Source organism: Paenarthrobacter sp. CC6, from assembly GCF_040560085.1.
GTDB lineage: Bacteria > Actinomycetota > Actinomycetes > Actinomycetales > Micrococcaceae > Arthrobacter > Arthrobacter nicotinovorans.
The window spans coordinates 160,080-175,886 of sequence record NZ_JARDAN010000010.1 but is presented as its reverse complement, the minus strand read 5'-3'; the positions used below and the strand labels follow the sequence as shown (position 1 = coordinate 175,886).

Sequence of the window (15,807 nt, the reverse complement as noted above, 5' to 3'; positions counted from 1 at the left end):
AATCAAGACCCGCACCGGTTCGCCGGTGCGGGTCTTTTTTATGTCCAGAACAGCGGCAGGCGAGCCGTCCCGAAAACCGCAAGGGCCGCCGTCGGGCTTCTTCAGAAGATTCGACGGCGGCCCTTGGCGTCCGCTCAAGCGTCCGGAATAAACGGCAACGGCGGTGCGTACACGCGCCGCCGGGCCTTGGGGACCTCATGGACAGGGGCCGCGCGGCCCACAAGGTTGGTCAAAGTACCCAGGCGCTCCACCGTCAGGCTCACAACATCGCCACGTTCCAGCGGCGGCGGGGTCATGGCCCCGTACCATCCCCAAAATTCAGCCAGGCAGCCGCCCCCGCTGGTCCCGGATCCCAGGATGTCACCGCGACGGACCCAGGTTCCCCTGCTGGCGTAGGCCACAAGCTCCGCGAAGGTCCACGCCATGTTGGCCAGCGAATCCGTGGCAAGAACCCGTCCATTGACAGAAACGCTCATGGAGAGATTCAAGAAGCCGTCAGAAGTAACGTCGGCGAGTTCATCCTTGGTCACGAAGACCGGGCCCAGGGACGTGGCGGTGTCCTTGCCCTTGGCCGGCCCCAGCCCCACGGTCATCTCGCCGCGCTGAAGATCCCTTGCGGACCAGTCGTTCAGGATCATGTACCCGGCGATGTGCTCCGCGGCTTCCTCCACCGAGAGGTTGTAGCCGTCCGCACCAATGACCGCCGCAACCTCCAGCTCAAAGTCGAATTGCCCGGTACCTGGAGCCATCGCGACCGTGGCGTTGTGTCCGGTCACCGCGTGCGGGTTGGTGAAATAGAACGACGGCGCGTCATACCAGGCAGAGGGAATGCCCTTCCCTGCGGCTACTGAACGCAGGGCTCCGACGGTGTGCTGCTCGAAGGTGATGAAGTCCCGGATGGTCGGAGCCACGACGGGAGGCAGCAGTTCCACCGCCGCGAAATCCAGGGGCTCACCCTCCGTTGCTGTCCAGGGGCGGTCCAGCACGTCGAAGGCATCGAGCCCTGCCGGGTACAGGCGGCCTGACACCAAGTCGTCGTCGGCTTGGCCAAGACGCGGTACGCCGTCAAGGAGGAGCCGGAAGAATTTCACGCGGCCACCCCGGAATCAAGAATGGCTACAGCACGGGTCCAGCCTGCGGAGGCTCCGTGGATCTTCACCGGGAAGCACGAAATGTTGAACCCGGTGGCCGGGAGCGCTTCCAGGTTGTGCAGTTTCTCGATGTGGCAGTAACCGATCTCCATCCCGGCTTTGTGGCCTTCCCAGATCAACGTGTTATCGCCGGATTCCGCATACCGCTTGGCGGTGTGGATGAAGGGGGCGTCCCAACTCCAGGCATCGGTGCCGGTGACGCGGACGCCCCGGCTGGTAAGGAAGAGAGTGGCTTCGCGTCCCATCCCGCAACCCTTGGAAAGGTAATCGTCAAAGCCGTACCGGGTGCCGGCAGAGGTGTTGACCACCACGATGTCTCCCGGGACCAGCTCGTGCCCGATCCGGTGAAGCTCGGCCTCGACGTCGGCGGCCGTGGCAACGTAGCCGTCTTCGAATCCACGGAAGTCCAGTTTCACCCCGCGGCCGAAGCACCACTCCAAGGGAACCTCGTCAATGGTGATGGCGCGCGCTCCCCCGTCCATGGTGGAAGCGTAATGATAGGGAGCATCCAGGTGTGTACCGGTATGGGTCGTGGCACTGATGCGCTCAATGGCCCAGCCTTCTTCCCCTGGAAGGTCCTCTTCGCCCATCCCCGGAAAGTAGGACACCAGGTCCTTGGCCGTTTCCTTGTGGGTGTAGTAGTCAATATGCGGCGTCATTCCGGGTGGATCAGAGGCGATACCGGCTCGGAGGCTGACGGAAAGGTCTATCAGGTCAGGCATTCTTGATGGATTCCTTCTCAAAATGGAAGTCGGTTGGGGAGTTGTCCGTGGAGGCGCCGCGGTGGGTATGGGGAAGGAGCAGCATGAGGGCAGCACCGGCCAGGAAGACTGCTCCGGACAGGATCAGCCCGGTGGAGAATCCCCAGGAGGCTGCAATCCCACCCATCGCCAGGGGTGCGAACGCCGCCACTCCGCGTCCGATGTTGAAGCAGAAACCGGCGCCGGTGGTACGGATCCTGGTGGGGTACAGCTCCCCGAGGTACGAACCAAAAAGTCCGGCAAAGGTCATGAAGAAGGCGTACAGCGGTCCCATCCACAAGAGGACCGACTGGTTGGTGACCAGGCCGTACAGCGGCATCAACAGTCCGGTGCCGGCCAGGGAGAGCAGGATGGCGTTGCGCCTGCCAATCCGATCGGCGATCCAGCCGAACACTATGTAGCCGGCAAACATGCCCAGGTTGAGGATGGTCATGAAGAGGCTGACCTGCCGGGGATCGAGGCCCCGCTCGGTGGAGAGGTAGCTGGGCATCCACGTTGAGGCTCCGTAGAAACCTACGAATGCGCAGACTGCCACCACGGTGGCGATGACTGTGCGGCGGCGATAGGTACCGGTGAAGAGTTCTTTGACGGTGACGTTGCCCTTCTGTTGCCGTGCGCGTTCTTCCAGCCAGGCCCTGGATTCGGGGAAGAAGAACACAACCATGAGCAAGGGCAGCAGTGCCGACAAACCGGTAACCAGGAAAAGGAGCCGCCAATCGGGCATGAAAGCGCCTGCAATCAGCGCTGCGGCCGCCCCGCCCAAGGGGTAGGCGGCCAGCACGAACGCCACGGCCCGCCCCCTTTGTTCGGCGGGCCAGGTCTCCACAATGTACGTGGACAGAACTGACCAGACTCCGCCAAGGCCTATGCCGGCCAGGAAGCGGAGGGCGACGAACACGCCATAGTTCGGCACCACGAAGAGCGCCGACGTCAGGGCAACGAACACCGCCATGGAGCCGATGAGCGCGATGCGGCGGCCACGGTTGTCGGCCACCCACCCGGTCACGACGCTGGAACAACCCATGCCAAGCAGCGTGGCGGTAGCCAGGAGGCCGCCGGCAACCGGGGTCAGCTTCAGTTCGGCACTGATGGCCGGCAGCGCGAACGACAGCACTGCGATTTCCAGTGCATCAAACAGATAAATGATGAACGACCCAACAAGGATGAACCACTTGGTTCCACGTTTCATGGGATCCCTTTCGATGGGGGCATCGTTGCCCGGAACAGAAAGAGAACTTTGACACCCGTTCAGTTTCTGCTGGAATAGAATTTATACACCCATTCAATTTGTGTCAACGCTCACAGCTCCGACCAGCAAGGAGGCCGATAAGGTGGGACTCATGTCCACGGAAGTACAGGGAAATACCGCCGGAACCCGCCGCCGGGAGCAGATCTTGGATGTCGCGGTGGAAATGTTCGCCAACCGCGGCTTTGAAAGCACAACCATGCGGGCAGTTGCGGAGGAAACCGGCACAACGGCACCCCTGGTGATCTACCATTTCGCCACCAAGCTGGAGCTCTACAGGGCCGTCTTCGCCCGGTACCAGTACCTCAATGAGGAACGCCGCCGGCAGGTCCTCGCGGTGGATCCTTCGGCGGCCGACGCCGTCGAACGCATTGTGGACGCTTTCCTGATGCCGACCCTGAAAGCGCAGGAAACCGCGGACGGAAAGCTGTTCGCCCGCCTCGTCCTTCGGGAGGCCTCGGACCCGTCAGCTCACGACCGCGGAATCCTTGCCGAATACTTCGATCCCATGGCCAGGGACTTCATCCAGGTGATGCGCAAAGCCCTTCCGGACAAACCACCCGGGTTCCACGAGTGGGCCTATATGTTCGGCGTGGGCGCACTGACCGGCACCGCGCTCCCCCGCCGCATCGCTTCCCTGTCGGAGCTGCCGAACATCAACGACTTCCGCTACGACTACCTCCGGACAGTCCTCATCGCCGGCTGGCGCGGCCACTGACCCGCGAAGCTGAGCCGCGCCGTTAACGGCAAGGGCCGCCGTCGTACTTCCGGTGAAAGTACGACGGCGGCCCTTGGGTGGAGTGCGTTACTCGCCGACGGCCTCGCTGATTCGGCGGCGAATGCCGTCGAAATGCCGGTTGAGCAGCTCAGCGGCCGCTACCTTGTCCCCCGCAGCAACGGCGGCGTAGATGTCGCGGTGCATCGCTGCTGTTTTGACTAGGTCCTCGTTGCCCGGGCCGATCTCCACGTGGATCTTGCGGTAGACCTTCCAAAAGACGCCCATGAGGTTGATGAGGAGCTCGTTGTTGAGGGGTTCGAAAAGGCGTCGGTGGAACTCGGCGTCGGCGGCAACGAAGTTCTCGCCGGCTCCTGCCAATTCCTCCATCTGCTTGACCGATTCTTCGATGGACGCCAACTGCTCCTTGGTCATCACGTCCATGGAGGAACCAATCAGTCCAGACTCAAGGGCCTGGCGTACGTCCACCAACTGCAGCGCTTCGAGTCCCTGGTGACGCAGCGAGAGCCTGCCACGGAAGGTCAGCCCGTCGGCGAGCGCATCGAAGTTGCTCGGCGCGACGAACATCCCGAACCCGTGGCGGATTTCGATGACGCCCAACGCCTGGAGCACCTTCAGTGACTCACGGAGGGTGTTGCGCCCTACGCCGAGAGCTACGGACAGTTCGCTTTCCGTGGGCAAGGGATCGCCGGCCTCAAGCTCGCGCTCAAGGATCAATTCCATAATGTCCGACTGCAATGCGCGCAGCCGGGCCTGTGCGCTGAACCGCGCCTGCGGAACCACACCGGAAGTTGTCATGGCTTTCTCCTTGCCGTGCACCGGCCCCAAGGGTTTGAAGTGGTGCGGTGTTAATATTGAGGCGAGCTTAGCGCTCACCACAGAATGAGTAGCTCGCAACATACAATATCGGATGTCCCACCTCCCTGATAGACATGGAGTGCGATTTCCCCGGATATCCCTGAGATTTCCGCCACGAACCGGCCGCAGCCGGATAACCGCAAGGCGCGCGGACTGCGCCCCGGCCGCTCAATCTCACTTGACGTTCCGCTGTGACCGCCCTTACAGTTTCCATACGAGCATCGGACGTCCTACATCCGATAACCCACGAAACTCGAATGGTGAGGCACCCTATGAGCAAGACGATCCAAAGCCTGCCGCTGGTCAACGATGCCAGCCGCCGGAACTTCCTGAAGCTGAGCGGCGCAGTTGGTGCAGCAGCCGCCTTCACGGCAACCCTTTCTGCGTGCGGCGGCGCTGCCAGCACCACGACCGGCAACGCAACGAACACAGCTGCAGTGAACAAGGACCTCATCATCGAGGCAGGCATTTCCTATGCACTCTCCACAGGCTTCGACCCCCTGAGCTCCTCGGGTGCGACCCCGATGGCAGCCAACCTGCACATCTTCGAAGGGCTCATCGAGCTGCACCCGGCTACCCGCCAGCCGTACAACGCCCTGGCGGCAGCGGACCCGAAGAAGGTCAACGACACCACCTACCAGGTGACCATCCGCGACGGCGCGAAATTCCACGACGGCTCCCCCGTCACCACCGAAGACGTTGCCTTCTCCTTCACCCGCGTCATGGACCCGGCGAACAAGTCCCTCTTCTCCCAGTTCATCCCCTTCATCCAGGCCGTGAAGCCGCTGGATGAGAAGACGGTTGAATTCACGCTCAAGTACGCTTTCCCGGGCTTCGGTCCACGCATCTCCGTAGTGAAGATCGTCCCCAAGGCCCTCGCCACCGACCTGAAGGCCTTCGACGCCAAGCCGGTGGGCTCGGGCCCCTACAAGCTGGTCTCCGCCGTCAAGGACGACAAGATCGTCTTCGAGGCATTTGCCGACTACAACGGCCCCAAGCCCGCCCTGGCAAAGGGCATGACCTGGCTTCTCCTTTCCGACGCAGCAGCACGCGTCACCGCCGTCCAGTCCGGCCGCGTCCAGGCAATCGAGGACGTTCCGTACCTGGATGTCGACGGTTTGAAGTCCAAGGTGAAGGTCGAATCCGTCCAGTCCTTCGGCCTGCTGTTCCTCATGTTCAACTGCGCCAAAGCACCGTTCGACAACAAGCTGGTCCGCCAGGCCCTGCACTATGGCCTGGACAAGGAAGCCATCATCAAGAAGGCACTGTTCGGCAACGCCAAGGCAGCCACGTCCTACTTCCAGGAAGGCCACCCGGATTACGTCAAGGCCAAGAACGTCTATGGCTTTGATACCTCCAAGGCCGCGGACCTCCTGAAGCAGGCCGGCGTCACCAACCTGGAATTCGAGCTGCTCACCACGGACACCGCCTGGGTCAAGGATGTGGCCCCGCTGATCCTCGAATCCTGGAACAAGATCCCCGGTGTCAAGGTGACGGTCAAGAGCCTCCAGTCCGGTGCTTTGTACAGCGACCGCGTGGGCAAGGGCGACTACTCCGTGGTCGCAGCACCCGGCGACCCCTCAGTCTTCGGCAACGACGCGGACCTCCTCCTGAGCTGGTTCTACTCCGGCGCAACCTGGATGGACAAGCGCGCCTTCTGGACCACCCCGGAACGCACCAAACTCCAGGACCTCATGGACAAGGGCTCCCAGGCCTCCGGTGATGCAGCCAAGAAGATCGTGGGCGAAATCGTGGACATGGTCTCGGACGAAGTCCCCCTGTACCCGGTCTTCCACCGCCAGCTCCCCAGCGCCTGGGACGAGAAGAAGCTCAACGGCTTCCAGCCTCTGCCCACCACCGGCCTGTCCTTCATCGACGTCGGACGCACGGCCTAAGCACCCCTCGCGTTGCGGGGCCTGCTCTGCGGCCTGAAACCCCCACAGAGCCCGCAGAGCAGGCCCCGCAACCAGCACCACCAACCAACCGGAGAACAAATTGGTCACGATATTGCGTCTGCTTGGCCGCAGGCTTGCAGCATTGCCATTGATGATCCTGGGCATCACGTTGCTCGTCTTCCTCGTCCTGCAGGCCGCTCCCGGAGACCAGGCAAGCTCCGCCCTCGGTGACGGCGCCAGCGAAGAAGCGAAGCAGCAGTACCGCCAGGACAATGGCCTCAACGATCCCCTGGTCCTGCAGTACTTCCGATTCCTCGGCAAGCTCCTGCAGTTCGACCTTGGCACCACCACCCCGCCGGCCAAGTCCGTGGCTTCCATGATCGGCTCGGCTTTCCCACTGACGCTCCAGCTCACTTTCCTGGGCGTCCTCATCGCCATCGTGCTTTCGCTGGCGTTCGGCATCCTCGGCGCGCTCTACCGCGACAAGTGGCAGGACCAGTTGGTCCGCGTCTTCTCCATCGCCGCGATCGCCACGCCGTCGTTCTGGTTGGGCATCCTGCTCATCCAGTGGTTCGCGCTCGGCGAGAACCCGATGTTCCCCTCGGGCGGAATTGCGACGCCGGAATCCGGCTTCGGCGGTTGGCTCAACTCGATGGCCCTCCCGGCCCTCGCCCTCGGCATTCCCGTGTCCGCCTCGCTGATCCGCGTGGTCCGCACCTCGATGGTGGAAGAACTGGACCGCGACTACGTCCGAACCGCCATCGGCAATGGTGTCCCCTACCGTGAGGTCGTCTCCAAGAACGTCCTCCGCAACGCACTCGTCACCCCGGTGACCGTGCTGGGACTGCGCGTCGGCTACCTGCTGGGCGGCGCCGTCGTGATTGAAATGATCTTCGCCCTGCCCGGCATGGGCCAGCTGATCCTCAACGGCATCACCAACCTGGACGTCAACCTGGTCCAGGGCGTGGTGCTCACCATCTCCGTCACCTTCGTTCTGGTGAACATCGTGGTGGACCTTCTTTACCTGCTCATCAACCCCCGAATCAGGACGGTATAGCTCATGCGCAGCAAGCTCGCAGAACGGCTAAGTGCCCCGGGCATTCGTTTCAAGGCCCTGCCCTGGGGCTCCCGTATCGCCCTGCTCTTCCTCATCGTGATTGTCCTGGCCGCGGTCTTCGCGCCGGTCATTGCCCCGCACGATCCGCTGGAAACCTTCATTCCAGCCACCCCGCCCGGCGCCGAGCACTTCTTCGGTACCGACCGTTTGGGCCGAGACATCTTCTCCCGGCTCCTGTTCGGCGCACAATCGTCGCTGATGATCGGCCTCGGTGCGGTGGCCCTGGCCATCCTCGCCGGGGCGCTCCTGGGCTCCTTCGCGGCGACCTCCAGCAAGTCCGTGAATGAAATCATCATGCGGCTCATGGACATCCTCATGGCGTTCCCGGGCATCGCCCTGGCCGCCGTGCTGCTGGCAGCATTCGGCAACTCGGTCCCGACCATCATCATCGCGATCGCCATCATCTACACCCCGCAGCTGGCCCGCGTGGTCCGCGCCAACGTGCTGGCACAGTACGGCGAAGACTACGTCCGAGCCGAACGAGTGATCGGTGCCGGACGCTTCTACATCCTGGTCAAGCACATCGTCCGCAACACCGCCGCTCCGGTGCTGGTGTTCGCTACGGTCATGGTGGCAGACGCCATCATCCTGGAAGCTTCCCTGTCCTTCCTCGGCGCCGGCGTGCAGGATCCCGCCCCGTCCTGGGGCAACGTGATCTCCTATGGACGCAATCTGGTGCTGTCCGGCGGCTGGTGGGCCACCACCTTCGCCGGCCTGACCATCCTCCTGACAGTTCTGTCCCTGAACATCCTCGCCGAGGGCCTCACGGATGCGATGGTGAACCCGAAACTCCGCCGTGCGCCCGTAGTAAAGGACGACGACGGATCCGCCGCAGTTGTGGCCGTTGACACTGAGGTGGCAACCTCAGTTGCCCAGCCTTCGGTGGTTGAGGAACATGAGCTCGACGGCGTCCTTGCGGCTTCCGGTGACGGATCCGCTTCTGATGTGGCCACTTCAGCCGTGCTCACCGACGTCCGACTCGCTGCCGCGAATCCACACCTCCTGCTGGACCGTGAGCTGGAACTGCTCGCAGCCATCGAAGCGAAGCGCACCGACCGCCTCCCCCAGGTTTCGGCCGGCGCACGCAACGTCCTTGAAGTGAAGAACCTGTCCATCCGTTTCCCGGGCCGCTTCGGCGACATCGCGATCGTGGACAACGTGTCCTTCACCGTCCGCGAAGGCGAAACGATGGGCCTGGTGGGCGAATCCGGTTGCGGCAAGTCCATCACCTCGCTGGCCGTCATGGGCCTTCTTCCCAAAACAGCCCAGGTCACCGGTTCCATCATGTTCGACGGTAAGGAACTCCTGGACGCCAAGACGCAGCACAGCAATCCCAAGGCGTACGAGGGCCTCCGCGGTGAGCAGATTGCCATGGTCTACCAGGACGCCTTGAGCTCCCTGAACCCGTCCATGAAGATCAAGGACCAGCTGGAGCAGCTCACCAAACGCGGCGGACGGAAGACGCCCACCGAGCTCCTTGAAATGGTGAAACTGGACCCTGTCCGGACCCTCGCCAGCTACCCGCATGAGCTCTCCGGCGGCCAGCGTCAGCGTGTGCTGATCGCCATGGCCCTGTCCCGTTCGCCGAAGATCGTGGTTGCCGACGAGCCCACGACAGCCTTGGATGTCACCGTCCAGAAGCAGGTTGTGGATCTCCTCAACGAACTGCGCGAACAGCTCGGCTTCGCGATGGTATTCGTCAGCCACGACCTCGCGCTGGTGGCTTCCTTGGCGCACCGCATCACCGTCATGTACGCCGGCCAGGTGGTGGAATCCGCACGAGCCTCCGAACTCCTGCAAAACCCCAAGCACGAGTACACCCGGGGTCTGCTGGGCGCCGTCCTTTCCATCGAAGCCGACGCCGTCCGTCTCCATCAGATTCCCGGCACCGTCCCGTCGCCCCGGGACTTCGCAACGGGCGACCGCTTCGCGGCCCGCTCACTGCGACCCGACGCCGATCCCCACCAGAAGCTGGTCCTCACCACGGTTTCTTCGGATGACTCCGCAAACGGTGACGATGCCGACCACTACTGGGCCAGCCACTTGAAGGAGGACGCGAAATGAGCGAGTCAACCGGCAAGCCGGTCATCGAACTCAAGGACGTCAAGGTCTACCACCACGCACGGACCGGTGGCCTGTTCCGGCCGAACATCGTCAAAGCCGTGGACGGCGTGGACTTCACCATCAGCCGCGGCGAAACCGTGGGCATCGTCGGTGAGTCCGGCTGCGGCAAGTCCACGCTCGCGTCAGTGCTCGTGGGACTGCAGCCGCCGACGTCGGGCCAGGTCATGTTCCACGGAAAGCCTGCCATCAAACGGAACGCCGCCATGCGCAAGCAGTTCGGCCGCTCCGTCTCCGTGGTCTTCCAGGACCCGGCAACGGCACTGAACCCGCGCATGACCATCCAGGACATCCTCACGGATCCTTTGCAGATCCACGGCATCGGTAACGCGTCATCACGCGCCGCCAAGGTCAAGGAACTGTTGGCGCTGGTTGGCTTGCCGCAATCGGCGGCCGAAGTAACGCCGTCGCAGGTTTCCGGCGGCCAGCGCCAGCGTGTGGCGATCGCCCGCGCACTGGCCCTGGACCCGGACATCATCGTGGCGGATGAGCCGACGTCGGCCTTGGACGTTTCAGTCCGTGCGCAGGTCCTGAACCTGCTGTCCGACCTGAAGACCCAGCTGAACCTCGGCATGGTGTTCATTTCGCACGACATCCAAACCGTCCGGTACGTCTCGGACCGCATCTGCGTCATGTACTTCGGCAAGATCGTCGAACAAGGCACAGCCGCGCAGGTCTTCGACAACCCGAGCAACGACTACACCAAGAAACTGCTGGGCGCCGCGCCGAGCCTGCTTCACATCTAGTTTTTCCCTTCACAAGTTACAAACAACGGAGAATTCTGTGTCCACTCAGTTCCAGGGCGTCATCCCCCCGGTCATCACCCCCCGCCACGCTGACGGCAGCATCGACACCGCGTCGCTGAAAAACGTCACCAAGCACCTGATCGACGGCGGCGTGTCCGGCCTCTTCGTCCTGGGCTCCTCCGGCGAAGTCCCGTACCTCAGCAACGACGAGCGTGAGCTGGTGGTCTCCACCATCGCCAACGCCAACGCCGGCGCGGTTCCGCTGATCGTGGGCGCCAACGAGCAGACCACCAACCGCGTGATCGAAGAAGCGCGCAAGGTGGTTGACCTGGGCGCTGACGCGATCGTAGTCACCTCCATGTACTACGCAATCGGCAACGCAGCGGAAACCGAAACGCACTTCCGCAGCATCCACGCCGCCATCGACAAGCCGATTTTCGCTTACGACGTCCCGGTCCGCACGCATTTCAAGCTGCCCACCGACCTCCTGGTCCGCCTCGGCCGTGACGGCGTCATTGCCGGTGTCAAGGATTCCTCGGGCGACGACGTTTCCTTCCGCCAGCTGCTCCTCGCAGCCAAGGACATCCCCGACTTCGACATCTTCACCGGTCACGAAGTTGTGGTGGACGGCGCCCTCCTGGGCGGCGCGCAGGGCGTTGTTCCGGGCCTTGGCAACGTTGACCCGGCAGGCTACCGCCGCCTGTTCGACGCCGCGCAGGCAGGCGACTGGGCAGGTGCGGCCCGCGAGCAGGACCGCTTGGCCGACGTCTTCGAGATCGTCTACACCCCCAACGGACGTGTCTCCGGCGGTGCCGCCGGCCTGGGTGCCTTCAAGACCGCGCTGCAGGTGATGGGCGTGATCGAGTCCAACACCATGAGCTCGCCCATGCTGTCCCTGAATGAATCCGAGACTGCTGCGATCCGCGAAATCCTTGAACGGAACGGGCTGGTCTAAGCATTCATGACCGCTCCCCTAGCCCAAGCGACCCACGTGATCGGCGTTGACCTCGGCGGCACCAAAACCGCTGCCGGGGTTGTTGACTCCACTGGTGTTGTGCTGATGTCGGAGACCATTCCGACATTGAACCGGGCAGGTGGTGAAGCGATCCTCGACGCCACCGCTGCGCTGATCGCGGGCTTGGTGGAGCGCGCTGCCGACGCCGGACATACCGTGTCCGGCGTCGGTGTGGGCTCCGCAGGGGTTATCGACGCCGCTTCCGGGACCGTGGTGTCGGCGACGGATGCCATCCTCGGCTGGGCCGGGACGGCGCTTGCCGCAGGCTTGTCGGCGCGCCTCGGCCTGGGCGTGCGTGCCGTCAACGACGTCCACGCCCATGCCCTCGGCGAAGCCTGGCTGGGTGCCGCCGCGGGATCGTCGAGTTCCCTCATGGTGGCCTTCGGGACCGGCGTCGGAGGCAGCTTTGTCCTGGACGGCACCCCTGTTCTTGGCCACCGGTTTGTCGGCGGGCATGTAGGGCACTTCGCTTCGCCTTACGCCACGTTCGACGGCGTTCCCCTGGCCTGCGTCTGTGGCTCTGCCGGGCACGTGGAGGCGATCGCTTCCGGACCTGCCATCCACGAGTCCTACCTCCGCTTGGGAGGTTCTGCCCTGGATGCCGCTGACACCCGTGGCGTGTTCGCGCTGGCCGAACCTGACAGCAACTCCGAGGGAGCCACCGCGAGCACTCTCGCCGCGGCCCGAGCCGTTGAACTCGGCGCTGCCGCCGCCGGGCAAGCCGTCGGTGGCCTCATCAATATCCTGGACCCTGAAACCGTCGTGGTCTCCGGCGGCCTTGCCGACGCGGGCGGCCTCTGGTGGAAGCCCATGGAGATTGCCTTGCGCCGGGAACTGCTCTCGCCGCTGCTTTCCGTGCCGGTAGTCCGGGCAACCCTCGGCAACAGCGCTGCCATTGTTGGTGCTGCGAAACTCGTCCTTCAGTAAGGAAGACATCTTGATCCTCACTCCAGCAGGCCTCGAAGGCCTCCGTGCCCAACTGATCGTCTCCTGCCAGGCCTACCCGGGCGAGCCCATGCGCGATCCCCGGACCACCGGGCAGGTGGCCGCTTCGGCCGTGATCGGCGGGGCTGCGGCGATCCGTGTCCAGGGGTTGGCCGACGTGCAGTTCACGCGCACCGCCGTCGAGGTCCCTGTCATTGGCTTGTGGAAGGACGGACACGACGGTGTCTTCATCACTCCCACACTGCGGCACGCCCTCGCTGTGGCCAATGCCGGTGCACACGTTGTAGCCATTGACGGGACACGGCGTTCCCGACCGGATGGGCTTTCCCTCGCCGGGACCGTTGCCGGAATCCATGCGGAATCCCATGCTTTGGTCATGGCTGATTGCGGTTCGTTCGACGACGCCGTCGCCGCCGTTGAGGCGGGCGCGGACCTGATCGGGACCACCTTGGCCGGCTACACCGGCGAGCGCCCCAAGACCGACGGGCCGGACCTGGAGCTCCTGCAACGGATCGCTTCTGCCGGCTTGGGAAAGCCCTTGATCGCCGAGGGCCGCATCCACACCCCCGCCCAAGCCCGCCAAGCCCTCGACGCCGGCGCCTTCGCCGTGGTTGTCGGGACCGCCATCACCCACCCGGCCAGCATCACGGGCTGGTTCAAGGGTGCGATGCACGCGTAGCTGCATTTTCTGCTGGATCATTCCGTGGACCCACCCTGTGTGTGCCCCGCATGGCGCGGGTTACCCCGCTCGGGACGGCGATGATCCAGCAGAATCTCCACGGACCTGTCCCCAGGACGTCTCCACCGGCCTGTCCAGCGCCTGTCCGTACTGGGACCACCCGCCGACAAACAGCTTGCCGCGGCCCATTCCCAGGTGCTCCATCATCAGCAGGTTGTGGCAGGCAGTCACCCCGGAGCCGCAGTAGGAAATGGTGTTGTCTGCGGAGTTGATGCCTGCCCGTTCGAAGTTTGTACGGATCCGGAGTTCGGGCAGCAACTGCCCGGATGGGTCGAGGTTGCCGCGGCAAGGGACGTTGACGGCTCCGGGAATGTGGCCCGGACGAGGATCGATGGGGTCCTGTTTGCCCTCGAAACGGTCACGGTTCCTGGCATCCACCGTCACGTACCTCCCGGAAGCAGCGTCCGAGATATCGGCGAGATGGCCCGCCGGCCATGCCCGGGCCGTGAAGTTCCCTCGCGGCCTTGGCGCGGTTTCATCGGTGAGTCGGCCTGGATGGGAGTCCATCCCTCCCTGCAGGACCGCTGCCTTGTGCCCCGTCGACCTGAGCATCCACACGAGCCTGGCCGCGATGACTCCACCGGCGTCGTCGTAGGCAACTACTGTGTCCGCGTCATTGATACCGGCGGCCCGCATCCCCTCGGCGAACACTTCGGGATCGGGCAGCGGGTTCCGCCCGGCCTCAGGGGACGCCGGACCGGATAGCCAGCGGTCCAGATCGATGAACACCGCGCCAGGGAGATGCCCGCGCAGGTACTCGTCACGCCCGGACGAGCCGTCGAGATACCATCGGGTGTCCGCCAGGACGATGCCCTCACGGCGCCCCGCACACCACTTCCAATCAACAAACGGCCTCGGGTGTTCGTTCATGTTCGGCAGCCTAATCAATCAATCCATATTTTGAGATATGGATATCAATATATGGACAATGCAAAACTCCTGCCCTCACAACGCCAGCGGAGCGGTTGTAGGCTTTCCCCATGACTGCCGAGAGCTCCCGCGAATACGACGTAATAGTGATCGGCGCAGGCGCCGTTGGGGAAAACGTGGCGGACCGGGTGGTTCGGGGCGGCCTCTCGGCAGTGATCATTGAAAGCGAATTGGTTGGCGGCGAATGCTCGTATTGGGCCTGCATCCCCTCCAAGGCACTTCTCCGCCCCGGCAGCGTCCTCCATGCCGCCCAGGGAATTCCGGGTGCGACGGAGGCCGTTACCGGGACAATTGATGCCAACGCAGCTTTGAAGCACCGGGACTGGTTCACCAACAATTGGCAGGATGGCAGCCAGGTTGAATGGCTGGACAGCGCCGGCATTGACCTGATTCGCGGGCGCGGCCGGATAACCGGCCCCCGCGAGGTTCACGTGGATGGGCTTGACGGCAACAGCTACGCCCTCAAGGCCCACCACGCCGTAGTGGTCGCCACCGGCTCGAAGCCCACCGTCCCGGGCATCGAAGGCCTGCAGGACGTACCTTTCTGGACCACCAGGGAGGCCACAGCAGCCAAGGAAGTCCCGAAGCGGTTCGTCGTCCTCGGCGGCGGCGTGGCCGGTGTCGAACTGGCCCAGGCATTCGCCCGCTTGGGTTCCAACGTCACGCTGGTGGCGCGGGGGCGGTTGCTGAGCAGCTATGCGGAGGAAGCAGCGAACCTGGTCCTGGCCGGCCTTCGCGCCGATGGCGTCGCGGTCCACCTCCATAGCGACGTCCACAAGGTGGAGAAGAACGACGACGGTTCCATCACCGTGGCGCTCGACGGCAAAACACTCGTTGCCGACCAGCTGCTGGTCGCCTCTGGACGGCATCCCGCCCTGGCCAGTCTGGGCTTGGAAAGCGTTGGCCTTGAAGCCCGGGACGGCAAAGCGCTCCGGCTCACGACGGATGCCAGCGGGCTCGTCGAGGGCCCATCCGGCGGCGAAAGCAACGGACCGTGGCTCTATGCCGCCGGAGACGCTGCCGGAAAGGTGCTCCTGACACACCAAGGCAAATACGAAGCGAGGGCAACAGGGGACGCCATCGTGGCCCGGGCCAAGGGCGAACTGAAAGGCAGTCCGCAGCCGTGGAGCCCCTGGGCGCATACCGCCAATGATCACGCGGTGCCCAGCGTCGTCTTCACCGACCCCGAGGTTGCGTCCGTGGGTCAGGGCCTTGAGCAGGCACTCCTGCAGGGCAAGAACGTTACGGGGGTAGAACTTCCCATCAACGTCAGCGGCTCACAGTTGTACTCCCCGGACTACAAGGGGTGGGCCCAGATTGTGGTGGATGAGGACAGGAAGGTGATCCTGGGAGCGACGTTCGCAGGTCCGGGCGTCGCCGAACTCCTCCATTCGGCGACGATCGCCATCGTTGGGGAGGTGCCGCTTGACCGGCTCTGGCATGCGGTTCCGTCGTATCCGACCATCAGCGAGGTATGGCTGCGGCTTATGGAAAAGTATGGCCTCTGATTCTTATTTGAACTGACCAGTCAGTTCAGTTAGACTTTC

14 protein-coding genes are annotated in these 15,807 nt (G+C 63.7%); 9 read left to right on the top strand and 5 right to left on the bottom strand.

What is annotated here, in order from left to right; all coding sequences use genetic code 11:
- Positions 1-134: 134 nt before the first annotated feature.
- From PV760_RS12670 to PV760_RS12660, 3 genes are read right to left on the bottom strand one after another with little or no spacing between them, the layout of a single operon-like run.
- Positions 135-1,091, bottom strand: a complete 957-nt coding sequence (locus PV760_RS12670) for a fumarylacetoacetate hydrolase family protein (RefSeq protein ID WP_354627890.1) — start codon at positions 1,089-1,091, stop codon at positions 135-137.
- Positions 1,088-1,873, bottom strand: coding sequence for a cyclase family protein (locus PV760_RS12665; protein WP_018777946.1), 786 nt, complete (start codon positions 1,871-1,873; stop codon positions 1,088-1,090). Before PV760_RS12665 ends, PV760_RS12670 begins: the two co-directional genes overlap by 4 nt.
- Positions 1,866-3,101, bottom strand: coding sequence for an MFS transporter (locus tag PV760_RS12660; RefSeq protein WP_354627889.1), 1,236 nt, complete (start codon positions 3,099-3,101; stop codon positions 1,866-1,868). Before PV760_RS12660 ends, PV760_RS12665 begins: the two co-directional genes overlap by 8 nt.
- A gap of 151 nt (positions 3,102-3,252) precedes the next feature.
- On the opposite strand from PV760_RS12660, the gene PV760_RS12655 reads away from it, so the two are divergent.
- Positions 3,253-3,876, top strand: a complete 624-nt coding sequence (locus PV760_RS12655; protein WP_354627888.1) for a TetR/AcrR family transcriptional regulator — start codon at positions 3,253-3,255, stop codon at positions 3,874-3,876.
- A gap of 87 nt (positions 3,877-3,963) precedes the next feature.
- Here PV760_RS12655 and PV760_RS12650 read toward each other — a convergent pair whose 3' ends face one another.
- Positions 3,964-4,692, bottom strand: a complete 729-nt coding sequence (locus tag PV760_RS12650) for a FadR/GntR family transcriptional regulator (RefSeq protein ID WP_018777949.1) — start codon at positions 4,690-4,692, stop codon at positions 3,964-3,966.
- A 332-nt stretch (positions 4,693-5,024) separates the two neighbouring features.
- On the opposite strand from PV760_RS12650, the gene PV760_RS12645 reads away from it, so the two are divergent.
- From PV760_RS12645 to PV760_RS12615, 7 genes are all read left to right on the top strand, one after another.
- On the top strand, positions 5,025-6,647 hold the full coding sequence (locus tag PV760_RS12645; protein ID WP_374757515.1) for an ABC transporter substrate-binding protein: 1,623 nt from the start codon (positions 5,025-5,027) through the stop codon (positions 6,645-6,647).
- 100 nt (positions 6,648-6,747) lie between these two features.
- On the top strand, positions 6,748-7,704 hold the full coding sequence (locus PV760_RS12640) for an ABC transporter permease (protein WP_035733684.1): 957 nt from the start codon (positions 6,748-6,750) through the stop codon (positions 7,702-7,704).
- Between the two features lie 3 nt (positions 7,705-7,707).
- Positions 7,708-9,828 (top strand): dipeptide/oligopeptide/nickel ABC transporter permease/ATP-binding protein, encoded by a 2,121-nt coding sequence (locus tag PV760_RS12635; RefSeq protein WP_354627887.1) that lies wholly within the window; start codon positions 7,708-7,710, stop codon positions 9,826-9,828.
- Positions 9,825-10,631 carry an ABC transporter ATP-binding protein gene (locus PV760_RS12630; protein WP_018777953.1) on the top strand — a complete coding sequence of 269 codons (807 nt, stop codon included), beginning with the start codon at positions 9,825-9,827 and terminating at the stop codon, positions 10,629-10,631. The genes PV760_RS12635 and PV760_RS12630 overlap by 4 nt, the downstream gene beginning before the upstream one ends.
- A 37-nt stretch (positions 10,632-10,668) precedes the next feature.
- On the top strand, positions 10,669-11,586 hold the full coding sequence (locus tag PV760_RS12625; protein WP_354627886.1) for a dihydrodipicolinate synthase family protein: 918 nt from the start codon (positions 10,669-10,671) through the stop codon (positions 11,584-11,586).
- A gap of 6 nt (positions 11,587-11,592) precedes the next feature.
- Positions 11,593-12,573 (top strand): ROK family protein, encoded by a 981-nt coding sequence (locus tag PV760_RS12620; protein WP_354627885.1) that lies wholly within the window; start codon positions 11,593-11,595, stop codon positions 12,571-12,573.
- Positions 12,574-12,583: 10 nt separating this feature from the next.
- Positions 12,584-13,270: an N-acetylmannosamine-6-phosphate 2-epimerase gene (locus tag PV760_RS12615; protein WP_110505024.1), complete on the top strand. Its 687-nt coding sequence runs from the start codon at positions 12,584-12,586 to the stop codon at positions 13,268-13,270.
- Positions 13,271-13,330: 60 nt separating this feature from the next.
- Here the strand turns inward: PV760_RS12615 and PV760_RS12610 are convergent, their stop codons facing one another.
- Positions 13,331-14,200: a sulfurtransferase gene (locus tag PV760_RS12610; RefSeq protein WP_354627884.1), complete on the bottom strand. Its 870-nt coding sequence runs from the start codon at positions 14,198-14,200 to the stop codon at positions 13,331-13,333.
- Between the two features lie 110 nt (positions 14,201-14,310).
- Here PV760_RS12610 and PV760_RS12605 point away from each other — a divergent pair, with 110 nt between their 5' ends.
- Positions 14,311-15,768, top strand: coding sequence for a dihydrolipoyl dehydrogenase family protein (locus PV760_RS12605; protein ID WP_193590897.1), 1,458 nt, complete (start codon positions 14,311-14,313; stop codon positions 15,766-15,768).
- Positions 15,769-15,807: the final 39 nt, after the last annotated feature.